Raw genomic sequence first — 14,022 nt, 5'->3', positions numbered from 1 at the left:
ACACGTTCCGGGGGGCGTCGTACCCGCGAGTGATCGCCCAACACGTCCGCCGGGCGATCACTCCCGCTGCAGCGCCTCCGTGGCGGGCGCGAACAGGGTGGGCTTGTGCTCGTAGGGGGCGTAGAAGGTGAACCGGTCGACGAGGCCGCCGAAGCGGTGCAGGATCGCGTCCCCCAGCCGGTCCGGCTCCGCGACCACGGCGAACGTGCCCAGCACCTCGTCGTCGATCAGCTCGCCCATGCGCTGCCAGCGCTCGGCGTCCGTGCTGCGGGAGAGGCGGTTGAGCTCGTCGCCCAGCTCGCCCCAGCCGTGCAGGTCGAGCACCCGGCGGTAGGCGGGCGTGCTGCCGTAGAAGGCGATCTGCTCGCGCACGCCGCGCGCGGCGGCGGCCGTCTCCTCCTCGGTGGCCCCGGAGACGACGAACCCGGAGAACGCGATCGCGAACTCGGCCCTGCTGCGCCCGCTCGCCGCGAGCCCCTCCTCCAGGACCGGGAGGGTGCGCTCGCGCAGGTAGCGCTCGGTGGTGAAGGCGTGGGGGAGCAGCCCGTCGCAGACCTCGCCCGCCACCCGTGTCATCTGGTCGCCGACGGCGGCCAGGTACACGGCAGGCGGCCCGTACGGGCTCGGTGCCGGGGAGAAGAACGGCGTCATCAGGGTGTGGGCGTAGAACTCGCCGCGGAACGCCAGCCGCTCACCGGTCTCCCACGCGGCCCAGATGGCGTGCAGCGCCTGCACGTACTCGCGCATGCGGCGCGCCGGGTGGCTCCATGGCATCGCGAAGCGGCGCTCGATGTGCGGCTTCACCTGGCTGCCCAGGCCGAGCAGGAACCGGCCCTTCGAGTGGACCTGCAGGTCGTTCGCGACGTAGGCCGTGGTCATCGGGTTGCGGGCGAAGGCGACCGCGATCGCGGTGCCCACCGCCAACCGGGAGGTGTGCTCGGCCACCGGCATCAGCGGCAGGAACGGGTCGTGCGGGCCCTCGTAGCTCCACAGGCCGTCGATCCCGGCGGCCTCCCGCTCCCGCGCCTCCGCCGCCAGCTCAGCCAGCCCCGTGCCCCGCAGCATCGCGTCGACCTTCATGGGATGAGTGGAGCACAACTCCTACTGGCGCGAGATGCAGCCCGCGACAGCGGCCTCGAGATCCTGGTGCACCAGCCACTGGCGTTGCAGCCCGAGCAGCGACACCACCCGCCACGCCGCCCCGGGCTGGGGGCAGACCACGTGTGCCGCGCCGCCGCGTGCTTCGAGCGCACCCACCGCGCGCTCGACGCAGTGCACCCCGGCGGCGGCGAAGTACTGCACGCCCGTGAGATCGACGAGGACCGATCGGGAGCCGACGGCCAGTGCTCGTTCCAGCGCGTCGGTGAGGGCGGCCCGGGTGCCCGTGTCGACGTCGCCGGCCACCCGCACGGCGACGTACCCGTCGCCCGGGCAACCATCGACCTCAGCCGCGAACACCCCGATCGGACCTTCCTGCTCGCTCCCACCGCACCCCTGAGCACCCAGCGTGATCCTGCGGGCACGGGAGGTCAATACCGCGACGATAGAAAGATCACCACGACCCGGTGACCGCGGCGCCCGGCTGGGCACGGTGCTGATCGATCCGAACTGCGGCTGGTCGCCCTTGCGAGGGCGCTGAGGGGGATCTCGGAATGATCAGTGGAGTGGGAATCCCACCTGTCCCGTTCCCGATGCCACGATCGGTCATCGGCCGGACGCGGAGGGCGCATGGGGGCGAAGCGGAACGGGGCGTCGATCAGACGACGCATCCTGGCACGCAGGTTGCGGAAGTTGCGGGAGGGGGCCCGGCTGACGCTGGACGAGGCGGCACCCGCGCTGGACACGTCGGCGAGCAGGCTCAGCCGGATCGAGAACGGGCAGCAGAAGGCCGATGTGCACCTGGTCAAGAGCATGCTCGACCTGTACGACGCCGGGGACGAGTGGGCCGAGATGCTCGAGTTGGCGCGGGAGGCGGCGAAACCGGGCTGGTACCGGGCCTACGGACTGGGCGACAACTCCTACGTGGGTTACGAGACCGAGGCGACGCAGGTGCAGGAGTACGCGGCGGGGTTCGTGCCGGGCCTGCTGCAGGTCGCCGATTACAGCCGCGCCCTGTACGAGGCCTCGCCGCTGCCCCGCTCCGCCGACGAGCGCGAGCGCGACATCCAGGTACGCATGATTCGGCAGGAGCGCCTGGAGTCCGACGACGACCCGCTCCAGCTCGTGGCGATCATCGATGAGGCTGTGCTCCGCAATCCCGTCGGTGGCAGGGCCACGTCGCGGGCTCAGATGGAGCATCTGCTGATCGCGAGTGAGTTGCCGACCGTCTCCCTGCAGGTGCTTCCCATGGGACGAGGCGCGCATCCGTCGCTCGCGTCGGGCTTCTACATACTCAGCTTCGGCGATCTCGGTGAGCCCGACATGGCCTACGTCGAGCACGCCCTCGGCGCCACCCACCTGGAGAAGGAACCGGCCGTCACGCTGGCTAGACTCAAATTCGAGAGGCTGCGGACCCTCGCGCTGGCCCCGGTGGAGTCGCGAGAGGTCATCCAGCGCATCGCTGGGGAGCTGTGATCAGGAAGGTGGCGCCGTGCATTGGGATCGCCTTGAGTGGCGCACGAGTACCTTCAGCGGCGAGAACGGCGGCAGCTGCGTCGAGGTCGCCCCGACCCCGACCGGTGTGGCCGTCCGCGACACCAAGGACCGTGCCCGCGCCCCCCACCTGCACTCCGCCACTTCTTGGCGGGATTTCCTCAACGCTGTCCGGAACGGGGAGTTCGACCACTCATGACTTCGCGCGTGCCCGAGGACGTCGTCTGGATGCGCAGCAGGACCAGCAGCGGTGACGACGCCGTCGAGATCGCCCGGCTGCCCGACGGCGGTGCGGCGCTGCGCCGCGCCAACGACCCGGACTGTGAGCCGCACGTGTACACGGCCGCCGAGTGGGACGCGTTCGTGAAGGGCGTGGACGCGGGCGAGTTCGACCTCCCCGAGTGAAAATGCCCGCGGGCCTCCTCATCGGGGCCGCCGCGCTGGTGCTCGTCGCGCAGGCCGTGGTGTTCGTTCTGTGGCCCGACGCGCACGCGTTGCTGATCGACCTGCAGGTCTACCGCGCGGGCGGGGAGCACGTGCTCGACGGCGCCCCGCTGTACGCGGGCGGGGTGCTGCTGGACCTGCCGTTCGTCTACCCGCCGTTCGCCGCGGTCCTGTTCGCGCCGCTCGCGCTGCTGCCGCTGGACCTGCTCAAGGTGCTGTGGACGGCCGCGGGCGTGGCGCTCATCGCCTTCGTCGTGCACCGGTGCGTGCCCCGGGCGGGGTGGCCCGTGGTCGTGCTGCTCGCGGTGGTCGCGACGGCGCTCGACCCGGTGCGCACCACCCTCTACCTCGGGCAGATCAACATCGTGCTGCTCGCCCTCGTGGTCGGAGACCTCCTGGGCAGGCCCGGGAGCCGCCTGCGCGGCGTGGGCATCGGCCTCGCGGCGGCCGTGAAGCTGACGCCGCTGCTGTTCGTCGTGTACCTGGCGGCCACCCGGAGGTGGCGGGCGGCGGCCACGGCCCTCGCGACCTTCGTTGCGGCGGCCGGGCTCGGGTTCCTGTTCGCGCCCGCCGACTCGGCGGCGTTCTGGTTCGACGGCACCTTCCTCGCGGCGAACCGGATCTCCGACGTCGCGGGACCCAGCAACCACGCGCTGAACGGGCTGCTCGCCCGCCTCGGCGCCGAGGGACTGCCATGGCTCGTGACGGCCGCCGCGCTCGGGGCCGTGACGATCGTGCTGGCCGTGCGGGCGCACCGTGCGGGGGAGGAGGTGCTCGCGGTGACGCTCTGCGGGCTCGCCTCCGCGGCGCTGGCGCCGTTCGCGTGGTCGCACCACTACGTGTGGGTCGTCCCCCTCGCCGTGCTGCTCGGCGGCCGGGTGCTGGCAGGCGACCGCTGGGCGGCGGCGGGGCTGGCGGGTGTGCTCGCCGCGACCGTCGCGGTGGTCACGGCCCTGCCTGGCCCGGTCGTCGGCCCGATCCCCGCCACCGGCCTGATCTCGGTCTGGCCGGACGCCTACCTCGTGCTGTACCTGGCCGTGCTGCTCGCCGAGGCTCTAAGGTCGCTGACCTTCCACGGGAAGGGGGAGAGGTCGGGTTCCACCCAACCGGTGCGGGCCTGTGCGCCGGCGAGCGTCGTGGACCGGTAGAACCGGGTGAGCAGGCGCTTGTCGAGGAGCGCAGGATGCCGCCCGGCGAACGTGTCGAAGTCCGGCTCCTCGCGCTCTGCCGCGTGGTGGGCCACCAGCTCCACCCACGCCCGGCTGATCGTGGCGTGGTACTTCTGGGGCGCTCCCGCGTAGCGTGCCGTGCGCTGGATACCGTCACTGACCAGCGCGACAGCGGCGGGCATACCGACGCGACGCACCGCGAGCCAGGTCAGGTGGACGTGCTCGCGGTGTCCGAAGGTGCCGGCGGCCGCTGTTGCCGCCGCCATCAGCTCGTCGAAGACCTTCTCGGTCATGACGGCACCTCGGCCAGAGCGCGCAGGACGGTGTGGAAGGCGGCGATGGACTCGTCGGGCAAGCCGTCGAGCGCGCGGGACTCCATCGCAGCCAGGGTCTGCCGGATGGTGTCGGCGGCAAGGCGGCCGGTGGGGGTCAGCTCGATGACCACGACCCGGCGGTCGCCCGGGCGGGCGCCGCGCGCGATGTGGCCCCGGCGCTCCAGCCGGTCCAGCACGCTGGTCAGCGTGGTCGGACGGCTGCCGGCAGCGGCGCCGAGCTCGGAGATTGTGCGGCCCCGACCGTCGGCCAGGATCGCCAGGGCGTTGACCTCCGACGCGGTGAGATCGAGGTCGACCAGCTCGGACATGAGGATCTGCAGGGTGGCGTGCGTGGCGCGCTGCAGTGCGAGCAGCGCAGAACCGCGGGACGCGGAGGGCGAAGTCACGAAATCAGAATATACGAGATCGTAGTAACTGGTGCCGTCAAATGACGAAGGCCCCGCCGGTTGCCCGGCGGGGCCTTCGATTCGTTCTGGACTGCCTTACTGCTGGCCGATCGCCTCGCGCTGCTCGGTGCGGGTGGCGACCTCGGCGGGCTGGTGCCCGTTGCGGGCCGCCGCCTCCCGCTCGGCCTCTTCGTGCCGGGCCTGCTCCAGGGCGGCGGTCTCCGCGGCAGGGTCCGGCGTGAGCAGCGAGCCGGGGACCGGCGCACCGCCCATGCCGAGCTGGTTCATCCGCTTGGGCACCGGGGCGCCCTGGTACTCCAGCGGGATCGCGTGGCCGTGGTCGTCGACGCCGCCGAGGGGCTGGTGCACCTCGATGAACTCACCGTGCGGCAGGCGCCTGATGACGCCGGTCTCGATGCCGTGCTCGAGCACCGCACGGTCGCCCCGCTGCAGGCCGATGCAGATCCGGTACGTCACCCAGTACGCGATCGGCGGGACCACCAGTACCCCGATGCGGCCCGCCCACGTGGTGGCGTTGAGCGAGATGTCGAAGAAGTACGCGATCAGGTCGTTGCTTCCCGACAGCACCAGCACCGTGTAGAAGGAGATGCCCATGACGCCCAGCGACGTGCGCACCGGCACGTCACGCGGGCGCTGCAGCAGGTTGTGCAGGGCGTTGTCCTTGGTGAACTTCCGCTCGATCCACGGGTATGCGCCCGCGAGCGTGTAGAGGATCGGGAGGAACGCGGGGCTCGCCCAGAACGCGGGCGGGATGTTGTAGTCCCCGATGTAGATGTCCCACGGCGGGAAGATCCGCAGCATCCCCTCGGTGAACAGCACGTACCAGTCGGGCTGGGAACCCGCGGACACGTGAGCCGCGTTGTACGGGCCGAAGTTCCAGATCGGGTTGATCTGGAACAGCCCGCCCATGATCCCCGTGACGCCGACGGTGACCGCGAAGAACGCGCCGCCCTTCGCGGCGAACGCCGGCAGGATCCGCACGCCGACGACGTTGCCCTCGGTGCGGCCGGGGCCGGGGAACTGCGTGTGCTTCTGGTACCAGACCAGCCCGACGTGCACCGCGATCAGCGCGAGCAGGATGCCCGGGATGAGCAGCACGTGCACGATGTAGAGCCGCGGGACGATCTCGGTGCCCGGGAACTCGCCACCGAAGATCGCCCAGTGCGACCACGTGCCGAGCACCGGGACGGCGAGCATGAAGCCCGATGCGATCCGCAGGCCCGTGCCGGACAGCAGGTCGTCGGGCAGCGAGTAGCCCGTGAACCCGGCGAAGAAGCCCAGGAACAGCAGCAGCACGCCGATCACCCAGTTGGCCTCGCGCGGCTTGCGGAAGGCGCCGGTGAAATACGTGCGGAACATGTGCACGACCATCGCGGCCATGAACAGCAGCGCAGCCCAGTGGTGCACCTGCCGGACGAACAGCCCGCCCCGGACCTCCATCGAGATCTGCAGCGAGCTCTCGTACGCCCGCGACATGTGGATGCCGCGCAGGTTCTCGAACGCGCCGTTGTAGGTGACCTCCTCCATGGAGGGGTCGAAGAACAGCGCCAGGTAGGTGCCCGAGAGCAACAGCACGATGAAGCTGTAGAGGGCGACCTCACCGAGCATGAACGACCAGTGGGTCGGGAAGACCTTGTTGAACTGCTTCCGCAGGCCTGCCGCCGGGTGGTAGCGCTGGTCGAGCTCGTCGAGCGCGCCGATCACCTTGGCGTTGGCGCCCGACCCGGTGGGCGTGGTCAGGGAACTCACGGGTTGTACCTCCGCTCCCAGAAGGCCGGGCCGACGGGCTCGGCGAAGTCGCCCGTGGCCACGAGGTATCCCTCGTCATTCACTGTAATCGGAAGCTGGGCGAGCGGCCTGGTCGCCGGACCGAAAACCGGCCGGGCGTACTCCGTGGCCAGGAACTGCGACTGGTGGCACGGGCAGAGGATCCGGTTGGTCTGCGACTCGTACAGCGAGGTGGGGCAGCCGAGGTGGCTGCAGATCTTGGAGAAGGCGTAGTAGTCGCCGTAGTTGAAGTTCTCCTGGCCGCCTCGGTGCACGACAACCTGGTCGGGCCGCAGGCGGATCAGCATGACGGGAGTGTCCGAGCCGCGCAGGCCGCGGATCAGGGCTTCCTCGTCGTCGCGGTCGGACTCCCGGAACGGGAACACCGTCTCCATGGAGCCGGGATCCTGGTCCTCCGGACGGACGAGCGAGACCTCGTGCGCGTCGCCCGTGTCGCGGCGCAGGTAGACGGTCTCTCCGTTGACCGGCTTCCAGGCGGTGACCCACAGCGCGGCCTCGTCGCCGCCCTTCCACGGGTTGCGCACCAGCGGCGCGACGGCCGCGACGCCCAGCCCGAGACCGAGCACACCTGCGGCGCCGCCCGCGGCCCGGACGATCAGCTTGCGCCGCCCGATGTCGGTGTCCTTGCCCGCCTGCACCAGCTGCGCGGTGACGGTGAGCCGGGCGACGTCGTCGGACGCGCCGTCGTGGCGCTGCTGGACCGACACCTCGTCCGGGAAGAACTTCTTGATGTAAGCGATCACGCCGATGCCGAGCGCGAGCACCGAGAGCCCGAACGTGAAGCCGACGACCGGCGTGTAGAGCGTGTACATCAGATAGCCGGGCTCGCCGGGCGCCACGTACTCGAAGGGCCACACCACGAACGCGACGAGGAACGCGAGGCCGGACAGCGCGGAGATCGCGAACCACAGTGCGACGGCCCGTTCGGCACGCTTCTCGGCGCGCGTTCCGGGGATCGGCCACTTGCGCTGGTTGTGGACGACGTCGACGTCGTCGAGATCCCCGGCGAGCTTCGCGCGCTGCTCGAGGGTCATGTCCTCGACCTCGGCCGCGGTGGGCGAGGGTGGATGCTGGTGCGAGGTGGTCATGACTTGGCCCCCAACCACATTGCGAACCCGACCATCGCGGCGATGCCGACGATGAAGGCGACGAGGCCCTCCGACACCGGCCCGACCCCGCCCAGCGGGTCGCCGCCCGGGTTGTTGTTCCCGTCCGTCACCGACATGACGTAGGCGATGATGTCCTCCTTCTCCTCCGGCGCGAGCTGCCGGTCGGAGAACTTGGGCATGTTCTGCGGGCCCGTGAGCATCGCCGTGTAGATGTCCAGCTCGGTGGCCGCGTCCAGGTTCGGCGCGAACTTGCCGGAGGACAGGGCCCCACCGCGTCCGGTGAAGTTGTGGCAGGACGCGCAGTTGAGGCGGAACAGCTCGCCGCCGCGCGCCGGGTCGTCGCCGCGCAGGGCGAGGCCCTCCACGTTCGGCCGCGTGGGTCCGCCGCCGTTGGCCTGGATGAACGCGCCCAACGCCTCGATGTTGGCCGCGCCCTCCTCGGTGTGCGGGTCGAACTGGGCGGGCGGCGGCTTGCGCAGGGCCTGCGCCTCCTGGCGGGCCAGCGGCATGCGGCCGGTGGCGACCTGGAAGTAGACGGCAGCGTCACCGACGCCGATGAGGCTCGGGCCGCGGTCCTGCACGCCCTGCAGGTTGGAGCCGTGGCAGGTGACACAGGTGTTGTTGTAGATCTGCTCGCCCTGCGCGATCTGCGCGGCGTCGCCCTCCTGCGCCGTGGCGACCTGCGGCTCAGGGGCGAAGGCGGTGTACAGGCCACCCGCGGTGAGCAGGCCGATCCCCAGCGCCAGCGCGCCCGCCACGCGGCGGCGGAACCGGCTGCGCGGCCCACGGGGCTTCCTCGAAGGGGGTGTGGTGGTCATCGTCGGCGTCGTCCAGCCCTAACGGTCGGGGTATCAGCGGATGAAGTAGATGACGGCGAACAGCCCGATCCACACGACGTCCACGAAGTGCCAGTAGTAGGACACGACGATCGCGGCGGTGGCCTGCTGTGGCGTGAACTTGCCGAGCTTGGTGCGGATCAGCAGGTAGACGAACGCGATCAGCCCGCCGGTGACGTGCAGGCCGTGGAAGCCGGTGGCCAGGTAGAAGACGGTGCCGTACGCGTCCGAAGAGAGGGTCGTGCCCTCCTCGACCAGCGTCCGGTACTCGTTGGCCTGCCCGAGCACGAAGAACGTGCCCATGAGCAGGGTCAGCAGGTACCAGCGGCGCAGCCCGTACACGTCACCGCGCTCGGCCGCGAACACCCCGAACTGGCAGGTGAACGACGACGCGACGAGAACGATCGTCACCACGAGCGCGTAGGGGACGTCGAGGTGGGTGTGGGGAGGCCACGGCAGGTCCGGCGGGTTCTGTGCGCGCGCCGTGAAGTAGATCGCGAACAGCCCTGCGAAGAACATCAGCTCGCTGGACAGCCAGACGATGGTGCCGACGCTGACCAGGTTGGGGCGGTTCAGCGAGTGGATTCGCGCGCTGATGGTGGGAGCCGCAGTCGTCACCCGGGCAGTATGGACCATCTTCTACACGCTGTCGTCTTTACCCCCGGGGCAGGCCGGACCCGGCGGACGAGCACGTCACACTAGAGTTCGTCGGCGTGAGCAGCCCCGTCGCGCACGAGACCCTGACCGTGCTGGTGTTCAGCCACCGCCCCGAGGTCCGGGAGGCCATCATCATGGCCGTCGGCCGGCGTCCCGCACCCGACCTCCCCCGCGTGCGCTTCCACGAGGCGAGCGGGATCGCGGAGGTGCTGCAGGGTGCCGACGCAGGCGAGTTCGACCTCCTCATCCTCGACGGCGAGGCCCAGCCCACCGGTGGCATGGGCGTCTCCCGTCAGCTGAAGAACGAGATCGACGACTGCCCGCCGATCATCGTCACGGTGCGTCGGCGCGACGACCGCTGGCTCGCCACGTGGTCGCAGGCCGACGCGGTGCTCGTGCACCCGCTCGACCCGCTCACCGCCGCCGAGACGGTGGCCGACGTGCTGCGGCGGTCCTCGTCGCTCGCGCTCCGTGGCTGAGATCAGCCTCAGCTGGCCGGGTCTGCTCGGCCGGCTGATCCGCGGAGAGCACCTGGACGCCGCCGACACCGCGTGGGTGATGGACCGGGTGCTCTCGGCAGAGGCCACCCCCGCCCAGCTCGCCGGGTTCCTTGTCGCGCTGCGCGCCAAGGGGGAGACGGCTGCCGAGATCGCCGGGCTCGCGGAGGCGATGCTGCGCCACGCCCGGCGGGTCACCGTGCCCGGTCCGGCCGTCGACGTGGTCGGTACCGGCGGCGACCAGGCGCACACCGTCAACATCTCCACGATGAGCGCGGTGGTCGTGGCGGCGGCGGGGGCGCCGGTCGTCAAGCACGGCAACCGGGCCGCGTCGTCCTCCAGCGGGGCGGCCGACGTGCTCGAGGCCGTTGGTGTCGCGATCGATCTGCCGCCCGATGGCGTCGCGGCCTGCGTGGCGGAGGTCGGCATCGGCTTCTGCTTCGCGCCGGTGTTCCACCCGGCGATGCGGCACGCGGCCGCTCCGCGCCGTGAGCTCGGCGTGCCCACCGCGATGAACGTGCTCGGCCCGCTCACCAACCCGGCACAGCCGCCCGCCGCGCTCGTCGGGTGCGCCGACCCCCGGCTCGCGCCCGTGATCGCCGAGGTGCTCGCGGGGCGCGGGGCGTCGGCGCTGGTGGTGCGCGGCGACGACGGCCTCGACGAGCTCACCACCACGACCACCAGCACCGTCTGGGTCGTGGCCGGAGGTCAGGTGCGGCAGGAGAGCGTCGACCCGTTCGCGTTCGGCCTCGCACCCGCCACCCGGGAGGCGCTGCGCGGCGGCAGCCCGGCCGAGAACGCCGAGGTCTTCCGCGCGCTCGTCGGCGGCCGCGCCGGCGCCGTGCGCGACGCGGTGCTGCTCAACGCCGCCGGTGCGCTGGTGGCGTTCGACGGGCCGCCCGCGCGGCTGGCCGACGCCTTCCCCGGGGCGCTCGAACGCGCCGCCGCCGCCATCGACTCCGGAGCGGCCGACCGCCTCCTGACCCGCTGGATCGAGGTCTCGACCGCCCACAAACGGTAGAGCGCGACAAGCGGGCGGGCGAAGCCCTGGCCGCCCGCGAGTCGCGGTCTGCGTGTACGCGAGTCGCGTTCAGTCGAGGCCGACGGAGAAGGTGGCCTCGGTGTCGGCGCGGGAGTAGGAGCGGAAGGCGATGTGGGTGTCGGTGCGCCGCACGCCCTCGATCTTGCTGAGCCGCCCCGCGATCACGTCGGCGAGCTGCTCGTGTTCGGCGACCTTGACGACGGCGATCAGGTCGACGTCGCCGGCGCAGGAGTAGACCTCGGACACCCCGTCGAGGTCGGCGATGGCCTGCGCCGTCTCGGGGATGCGGTCGGTGGCGGTGTGCACCAGGACGATCGCGGTGATCACGACGGCTCCCTCAGGTTCGGACTGAGCCGACCTTAGTCGTTCCGGGCGCGACCGTAGCCTGACACCCCGAGAGGTGATTCATCGTGGCCATCGGCGTGAGCCTGCGGGCGTGGCGGGAACGTGCGCTGTTGACCCAGGAGCAGCTGGCCGAGCGGTCCGGCATGAGCGTCCGATCGATCCGGCGGCTGGAGTCGGGCGACGCGGCGCGGCCGCGGAGCTCGTCGCTGGAGCTGCTCGCGACGGCGCTGGAGCTGAGCGACACGGAACGGGCCGCCTTGATCGGTGCCCTCCGGAGCGGCAGGGCGATCGGCGCACCGGGCCGGTCCGCGCAGGCCATGCCCGTGACACCGCCCTCGACACCGCCCGCGACTTCGGATGCCACGCCACGCCAGCTTCCCGCGTCCCCGCCGTCGTTCACCGGCCGGGTGGCCGAGCTGGCGGATCTCGGCCGGATCGGGGACGCGACATCGGTGGTGATCACGTCGATCGACGGGATGGCCGGCGTCGGGAAGACGGCGCTCGCGGTGCACGCCGCGCACCGGATGGCCCGCCACTACCCGGACGGGCAGCTCTTCCTCGACCTGCACGGGTACACGGACGGCGTGGCCCCGGTCGAACCGGGCGACGCGCTGGATCGGATGCTGCGGGCACTCGGGGTTCCGGGCGACCAGGTTCCCCGCGATCTCGACGACCGCGCCGCGTTCTACCGCAGCCGGATGGCGGGTCGGAAGGTACTCGTCCTGCTTGACAACGCGGCGAGCGAAGCGCAGGTGGCTCCGCTGCTCCCCGGGACGCCGGGGTGCCTGGTGATGGTCACCAGCAGGCGCAGGTTGATCGGCCTCGACCAGACCCGCGTCGTGTCGCTCGACGTGCTCCCGTTCCAGGACGCCATCGACCTCTTCGTCAGCGCTGCGGGGGAGCGCCGCACCGAGGGCGCGGCGGTCGAGGCGCTTGCCGAGGTCGTCGCGCTGTGCGGGAGGCTCCCGCTCGCGCTGCGGATCGCCGCGGCCCGGCTGCGCTCGCGTCCGGCGTGGAGGGTCGAGAACCTGGCCGAGAGGCTGCGGGACCACCGGAATCGCCTCGTCGAACTCGAGGCGGGCTCGCGCAGCGTGGCCGCGGCTCTGGAGTCGTCGTGCCAGGACCTCGATGAGCCGGTCCGGCGGGCCTATCGGTTGCTGGCGTTGCACCCCGGTTCGGACCTGGATCGGTACGCGGCGGCGGCCCTGCTCGATGCCGGCCCGAGCGCCGCCGACCGGTTGATCGAACAGCTCATCGACGCCCACCTGCTGCAGGAACCGTCGCCCGGCCGGTTCGGCTTCCACGACCTGGTGCGGGACCATGCACGGGCGACGTCGATCCGCGAGGACGCTGAGCCCGACCGCCGGGCGGCGGTCACCCGGTTGCTCGACTACTACCGGCACGCCGCGTCGGCGGCGATGGACGTCGCCTACCCGCACGAACGGAGCAGGCGGCCGGACGTACCCAGGGCGCGCACCGCGGTCCCCTCCTTCCCCGACCCGGCTCGCGCGGGCGCCTGGATCGGAGGAGAGCTGTCGAACCTGGTCGCCGTCGCGCTGCACGCCGCCGAGCACGGTTGGCCCGAGCACGTCGCGCATGTGGGGGCCGCCGTGCACCGCTACCTGTACGACCAGGGGCGCAGCGCCGAAGCCGCGACCCTCCACCAGGGCGCGCTGGCCGCCGCGCGGGCCGTCGGCGACCGTCATGGCGAGGCCGACGCGCTGATCCAGCTCGGCAAGGTGCACTGGTGGTTCCACAGCAGGCTGCAGCACGCCGCCGAGCTCTTCGAACTCGCCGCGGCCACCGCCCACGCCGCAGGCCACCACCTCGGGGAGGTGAGGGCGTTGACGTCGCTCGGCGCGCTCCGCAGCCTGCAGGGCGCGTACGGGCGCGCGAATGATCATTTCGCGGCGGCGCGGGCGGGTGTCCGTCACGTGTTGGATCACGACGTCGAGTTCGATGCGCTGTACTTCCTCGCATGGCACCACCTCCGCAACGATGAGCCTGCGACGGGCGAGTTCGAGGAATGCCTCACCCTCGCTCGCGCCCACGGCGACCGGAACGGCGAATGGCTGGCGCTGCACGGCCTCGGTTACGCGCACCGGACATGCGGCCGGTTCGAGCGGGCGATCGAGTGCTTCGAACAGTCGTTGCGGATCTCCCGCGCGGTGGGCGACCAGCGGGGCACCCTCGGCTGCCTGATCGGACTGGCGTGCGCCCACCGCGAGGAGGGCCACGACGCGCAGGCCGCGTCCAACTACCAGCAGGCCCTCGACCTCGCCCGTGAGGTCGGCAACCCGAACTGGGAGTACGAAGCCGTGCACGGCTTCGGCAGGCTCGCATGCACCGCCGGCTGGGCCGAGCGGGCGCTGGCCTACTTCACCCAGTCGCTCGACCTCGCGGCGAAGCTCGGCCAGCCCGTGAGCGAGATCCGCGCCCATGACGGTCTCGCCCACGCCCATCGCCTGCTGGGCGAGCGTGATCACGCCCGCGGGCACTGGCAGCGCGCCCTCGACATCCTGATGGATCTCGGGCTGACGACCATCGGCACGGACATCAGCTACGGCGAGCGGATCACCATCACGACGATCCGCACCCACCTCGACGACCTCTAGCCCAGGTGGCTGGTGTTTTCGCGTGGCGGTCAGCCCTCCGGTGGCGCCCTTCGTAGGGCCTCCGGTGGCGCCGCGCATTGTGCGGAGCCGTCCCTCTGCGGCCCCTCCGGTCAGACTCGCGGGCAGGCCAAAGGCCTGCCCGGTTGGTGCGCGGCGCCACTCGTCCCGGTCCTCGACAGGGCGTTT

The 14,022-nt window shown here is 71.5% G+C and carries 15 protein-coding genes; 7 read left to right on the top strand and 8 right to left on the bottom strand.

Translation table 11 applies throughout. The annotated features are described in order from the left end of the window. Positions 1–57: 57 nt before the first annotated feature. Positions 58–1,080, bottom strand: a complete 1,023-nt coding sequence (locus K1T35_RS30625) for a TIGR03617 family F420-dependent LLM class oxidoreductase (protein ID WP_220255267.1) — start codon at positions 1,078–1,080, stop codon at positions 58–60. Between the two features lie 21 nt (positions 1,081–1,101). Beyond that, positions 1,102–1,533 (bottom strand): STAS domain-containing protein, encoded by a 432-nt coding sequence (locus tag K1T35_RS30620; RefSeq protein ID WP_220255266.1) that lies wholly within the window; start codon positions 1,531–1,533, stop codon positions 1,102–1,104. 195 nt (positions 1,534–1,728) lie between these two features. On the opposite strand from K1T35_RS30620, the gene K1T35_RS30615 reads away from it, so the two are divergent. The 4 genes from K1T35_RS30615 to K1T35_RS30600 are packed head-to-tail and all read left to right on the top strand — an operon-like array spanning position 1,729 to position 4,184. After that, the gene (locus tag K1T35_RS30615) at positions 1,729–2,574 is read left to right on the top strand and encodes a helix-turn-helix transcriptional regulator (RefSeq protein ID WP_220255265.1); all 846 of its coding nucleotides are present in this window, start codon (positions 1,729–1,731) and stop codon (positions 2,572–2,574) included. Positions 2,575–2,590: 16 nt separating this feature from the next. Beyond that, on the top strand, positions 2,591–2,791 hold the full coding sequence (locus tag K1T35_RS30610) for a DUF397 domain-containing protein (protein WP_220255264.1): 201 nt from the start codon (positions 2,591–2,593) through the stop codon (positions 2,789–2,791). Next, entirely contained in the window at positions 2,788–2,997 is a 210-nt protein-coding gene (locus K1T35_RS30605) for a DUF397 domain-containing protein (protein ID WP_255620916.1), read from the top strand. The genes K1T35_RS30610 and K1T35_RS30605 overlap by 4 nt, the downstream gene beginning before the upstream one ends. A gap of 2 nt (positions 2,998–2,999) precedes the next feature. Continuing rightward, positions 3,000–4,184, top strand: coding sequence for a glycosyltransferase 87 family protein (locus K1T35_RS30600; RefSeq protein ID WP_255622693.1), 1,185 nt, complete (start codon positions 3,000–3,002; stop codon positions 4,182–4,184). Positions 4,185–4,494: 310 nt separating this feature from the next. Here the strand turns inward: K1T35_RS30600 and K1T35_RS30595 are convergent, their stop codons facing one another. The 5 genes from K1T35_RS30595 to K1T35_RS30575 all read right to left on the bottom strand — a co-directional run bounded on the left by K1T35_RS30595 (position 4,495) and on the right by K1T35_RS30575 (position 9,316). Beyond that, on the bottom strand, positions 4,495–4,926 hold the full coding sequence (locus K1T35_RS30595) for a MarR family winged helix-turn-helix transcriptional regulator (protein WP_220255262.1): 432 nt from the start codon (positions 4,924–4,926) through the stop codon (positions 4,495–4,497). A gap of 96 nt (positions 4,927–5,022) precedes the next feature. After that, on the bottom strand, positions 5,023–6,696 hold the full coding sequence (locus tag K1T35_RS30590) for a ubiquinol-cytochrome c reductase cytochrome b subunit (RefSeq protein ID WP_220255261.1): 1,674 nt from the start codon (positions 6,694–6,696) through the stop codon (positions 5,023–5,025). Next, positions 6,693–7,823 (bottom strand): ubiquinol-cytochrome c reductase iron-sulfur subunit, encoded by a 1,131-nt coding sequence (locus K1T35_RS30585; RefSeq protein WP_220255260.1) that lies wholly within the window; start codon positions 7,821–7,823, stop codon positions 6,693–6,695. Before K1T35_RS30585 ends, K1T35_RS30590 begins: the two co-directional genes overlap by 4 nt. Next, on the bottom strand, positions 7,820–8,662 hold the full coding sequence (locus tag K1T35_RS30580) for a c-type cytochrome (RefSeq protein WP_220255259.1): 843 nt from the start codon (positions 8,660–8,662) through the stop codon (positions 7,820–7,822). Before K1T35_RS30580 ends, K1T35_RS30585 begins: the two co-directional genes overlap by 4 nt. Positions 8,663–8,695: 33 nt before the next feature. Next, complete coding sequence (locus K1T35_RS30575; RefSeq protein WP_220255258.1) at positions 8,696–9,316, bottom strand: heme-copper oxidase subunit III; 621 nt, start codon at positions 9,314–9,316, stop codon at positions 8,696–8,698. A 77-nt stretch (positions 9,317–9,393) separates the two neighbouring features. On the opposite strand from K1T35_RS30575, the gene K1T35_RS30570 reads away from it, so the two are divergent. Then, entirely contained in the window at positions 9,394–9,816 is a 423-nt protein-coding gene (locus K1T35_RS30570) for a hypothetical protein (protein WP_220255257.1), read from the top strand. Beyond that, positions 9,809–10,855, top strand: coding sequence for an anthranilate phosphoribosyltransferase (gene trpD, locus K1T35_RS30565; RefSeq protein ID WP_220255256.1), 1,047 nt, complete (start codon positions 9,809–9,811; stop codon positions 10,853–10,855). Before K1T35_RS30570 ends, trpD begins: the two co-directional genes overlap by 8 nt. Positions 10,856–10,924: 69 nt before the next feature. Here the strand turns inward: trpD and K1T35_RS30560 are convergent, their stop codons facing one another. Next, a complete protein-coding gene (locus K1T35_RS30560) occupies positions 10,925–11,203 on the bottom strand; it encodes an Lrp/AsnC family transcriptional regulator (protein ID WP_220255255.1) in 279 nt (92 codons plus the stop codon). Positions 11,204–11,286: 83 nt separating this feature from the next. Here K1T35_RS30560 and K1T35_RS30555 point away from each other — a divergent pair, with 83 nt between their 5' ends. Next, positions 11,287–13,836: a tetratricopeptide repeat protein gene (locus tag K1T35_RS30555; RefSeq protein ID WP_220255254.1), complete on the top strand. Its 2,550-nt coding sequence runs from the start codon at positions 11,287–11,289 to the stop codon at positions 13,834–13,836. The last annotated feature ends 186 nt before the right edge of the window (positions 13,837–14,022 follow it).

Origin of the sequence: Pseudonocardia sp. DSM 110487 (assembly GCF_019468565.1) — a bacterium.
In the GTDB taxonomy this organism is placed as follows: Bacteria; Actinomycetota; Actinomycetes; order Mycobacteriales; family Pseudonocardiaceae; genus Pseudonocardia.
This window is presented reverse-complemented; position numbering and strand designations above follow the sequence as displayed.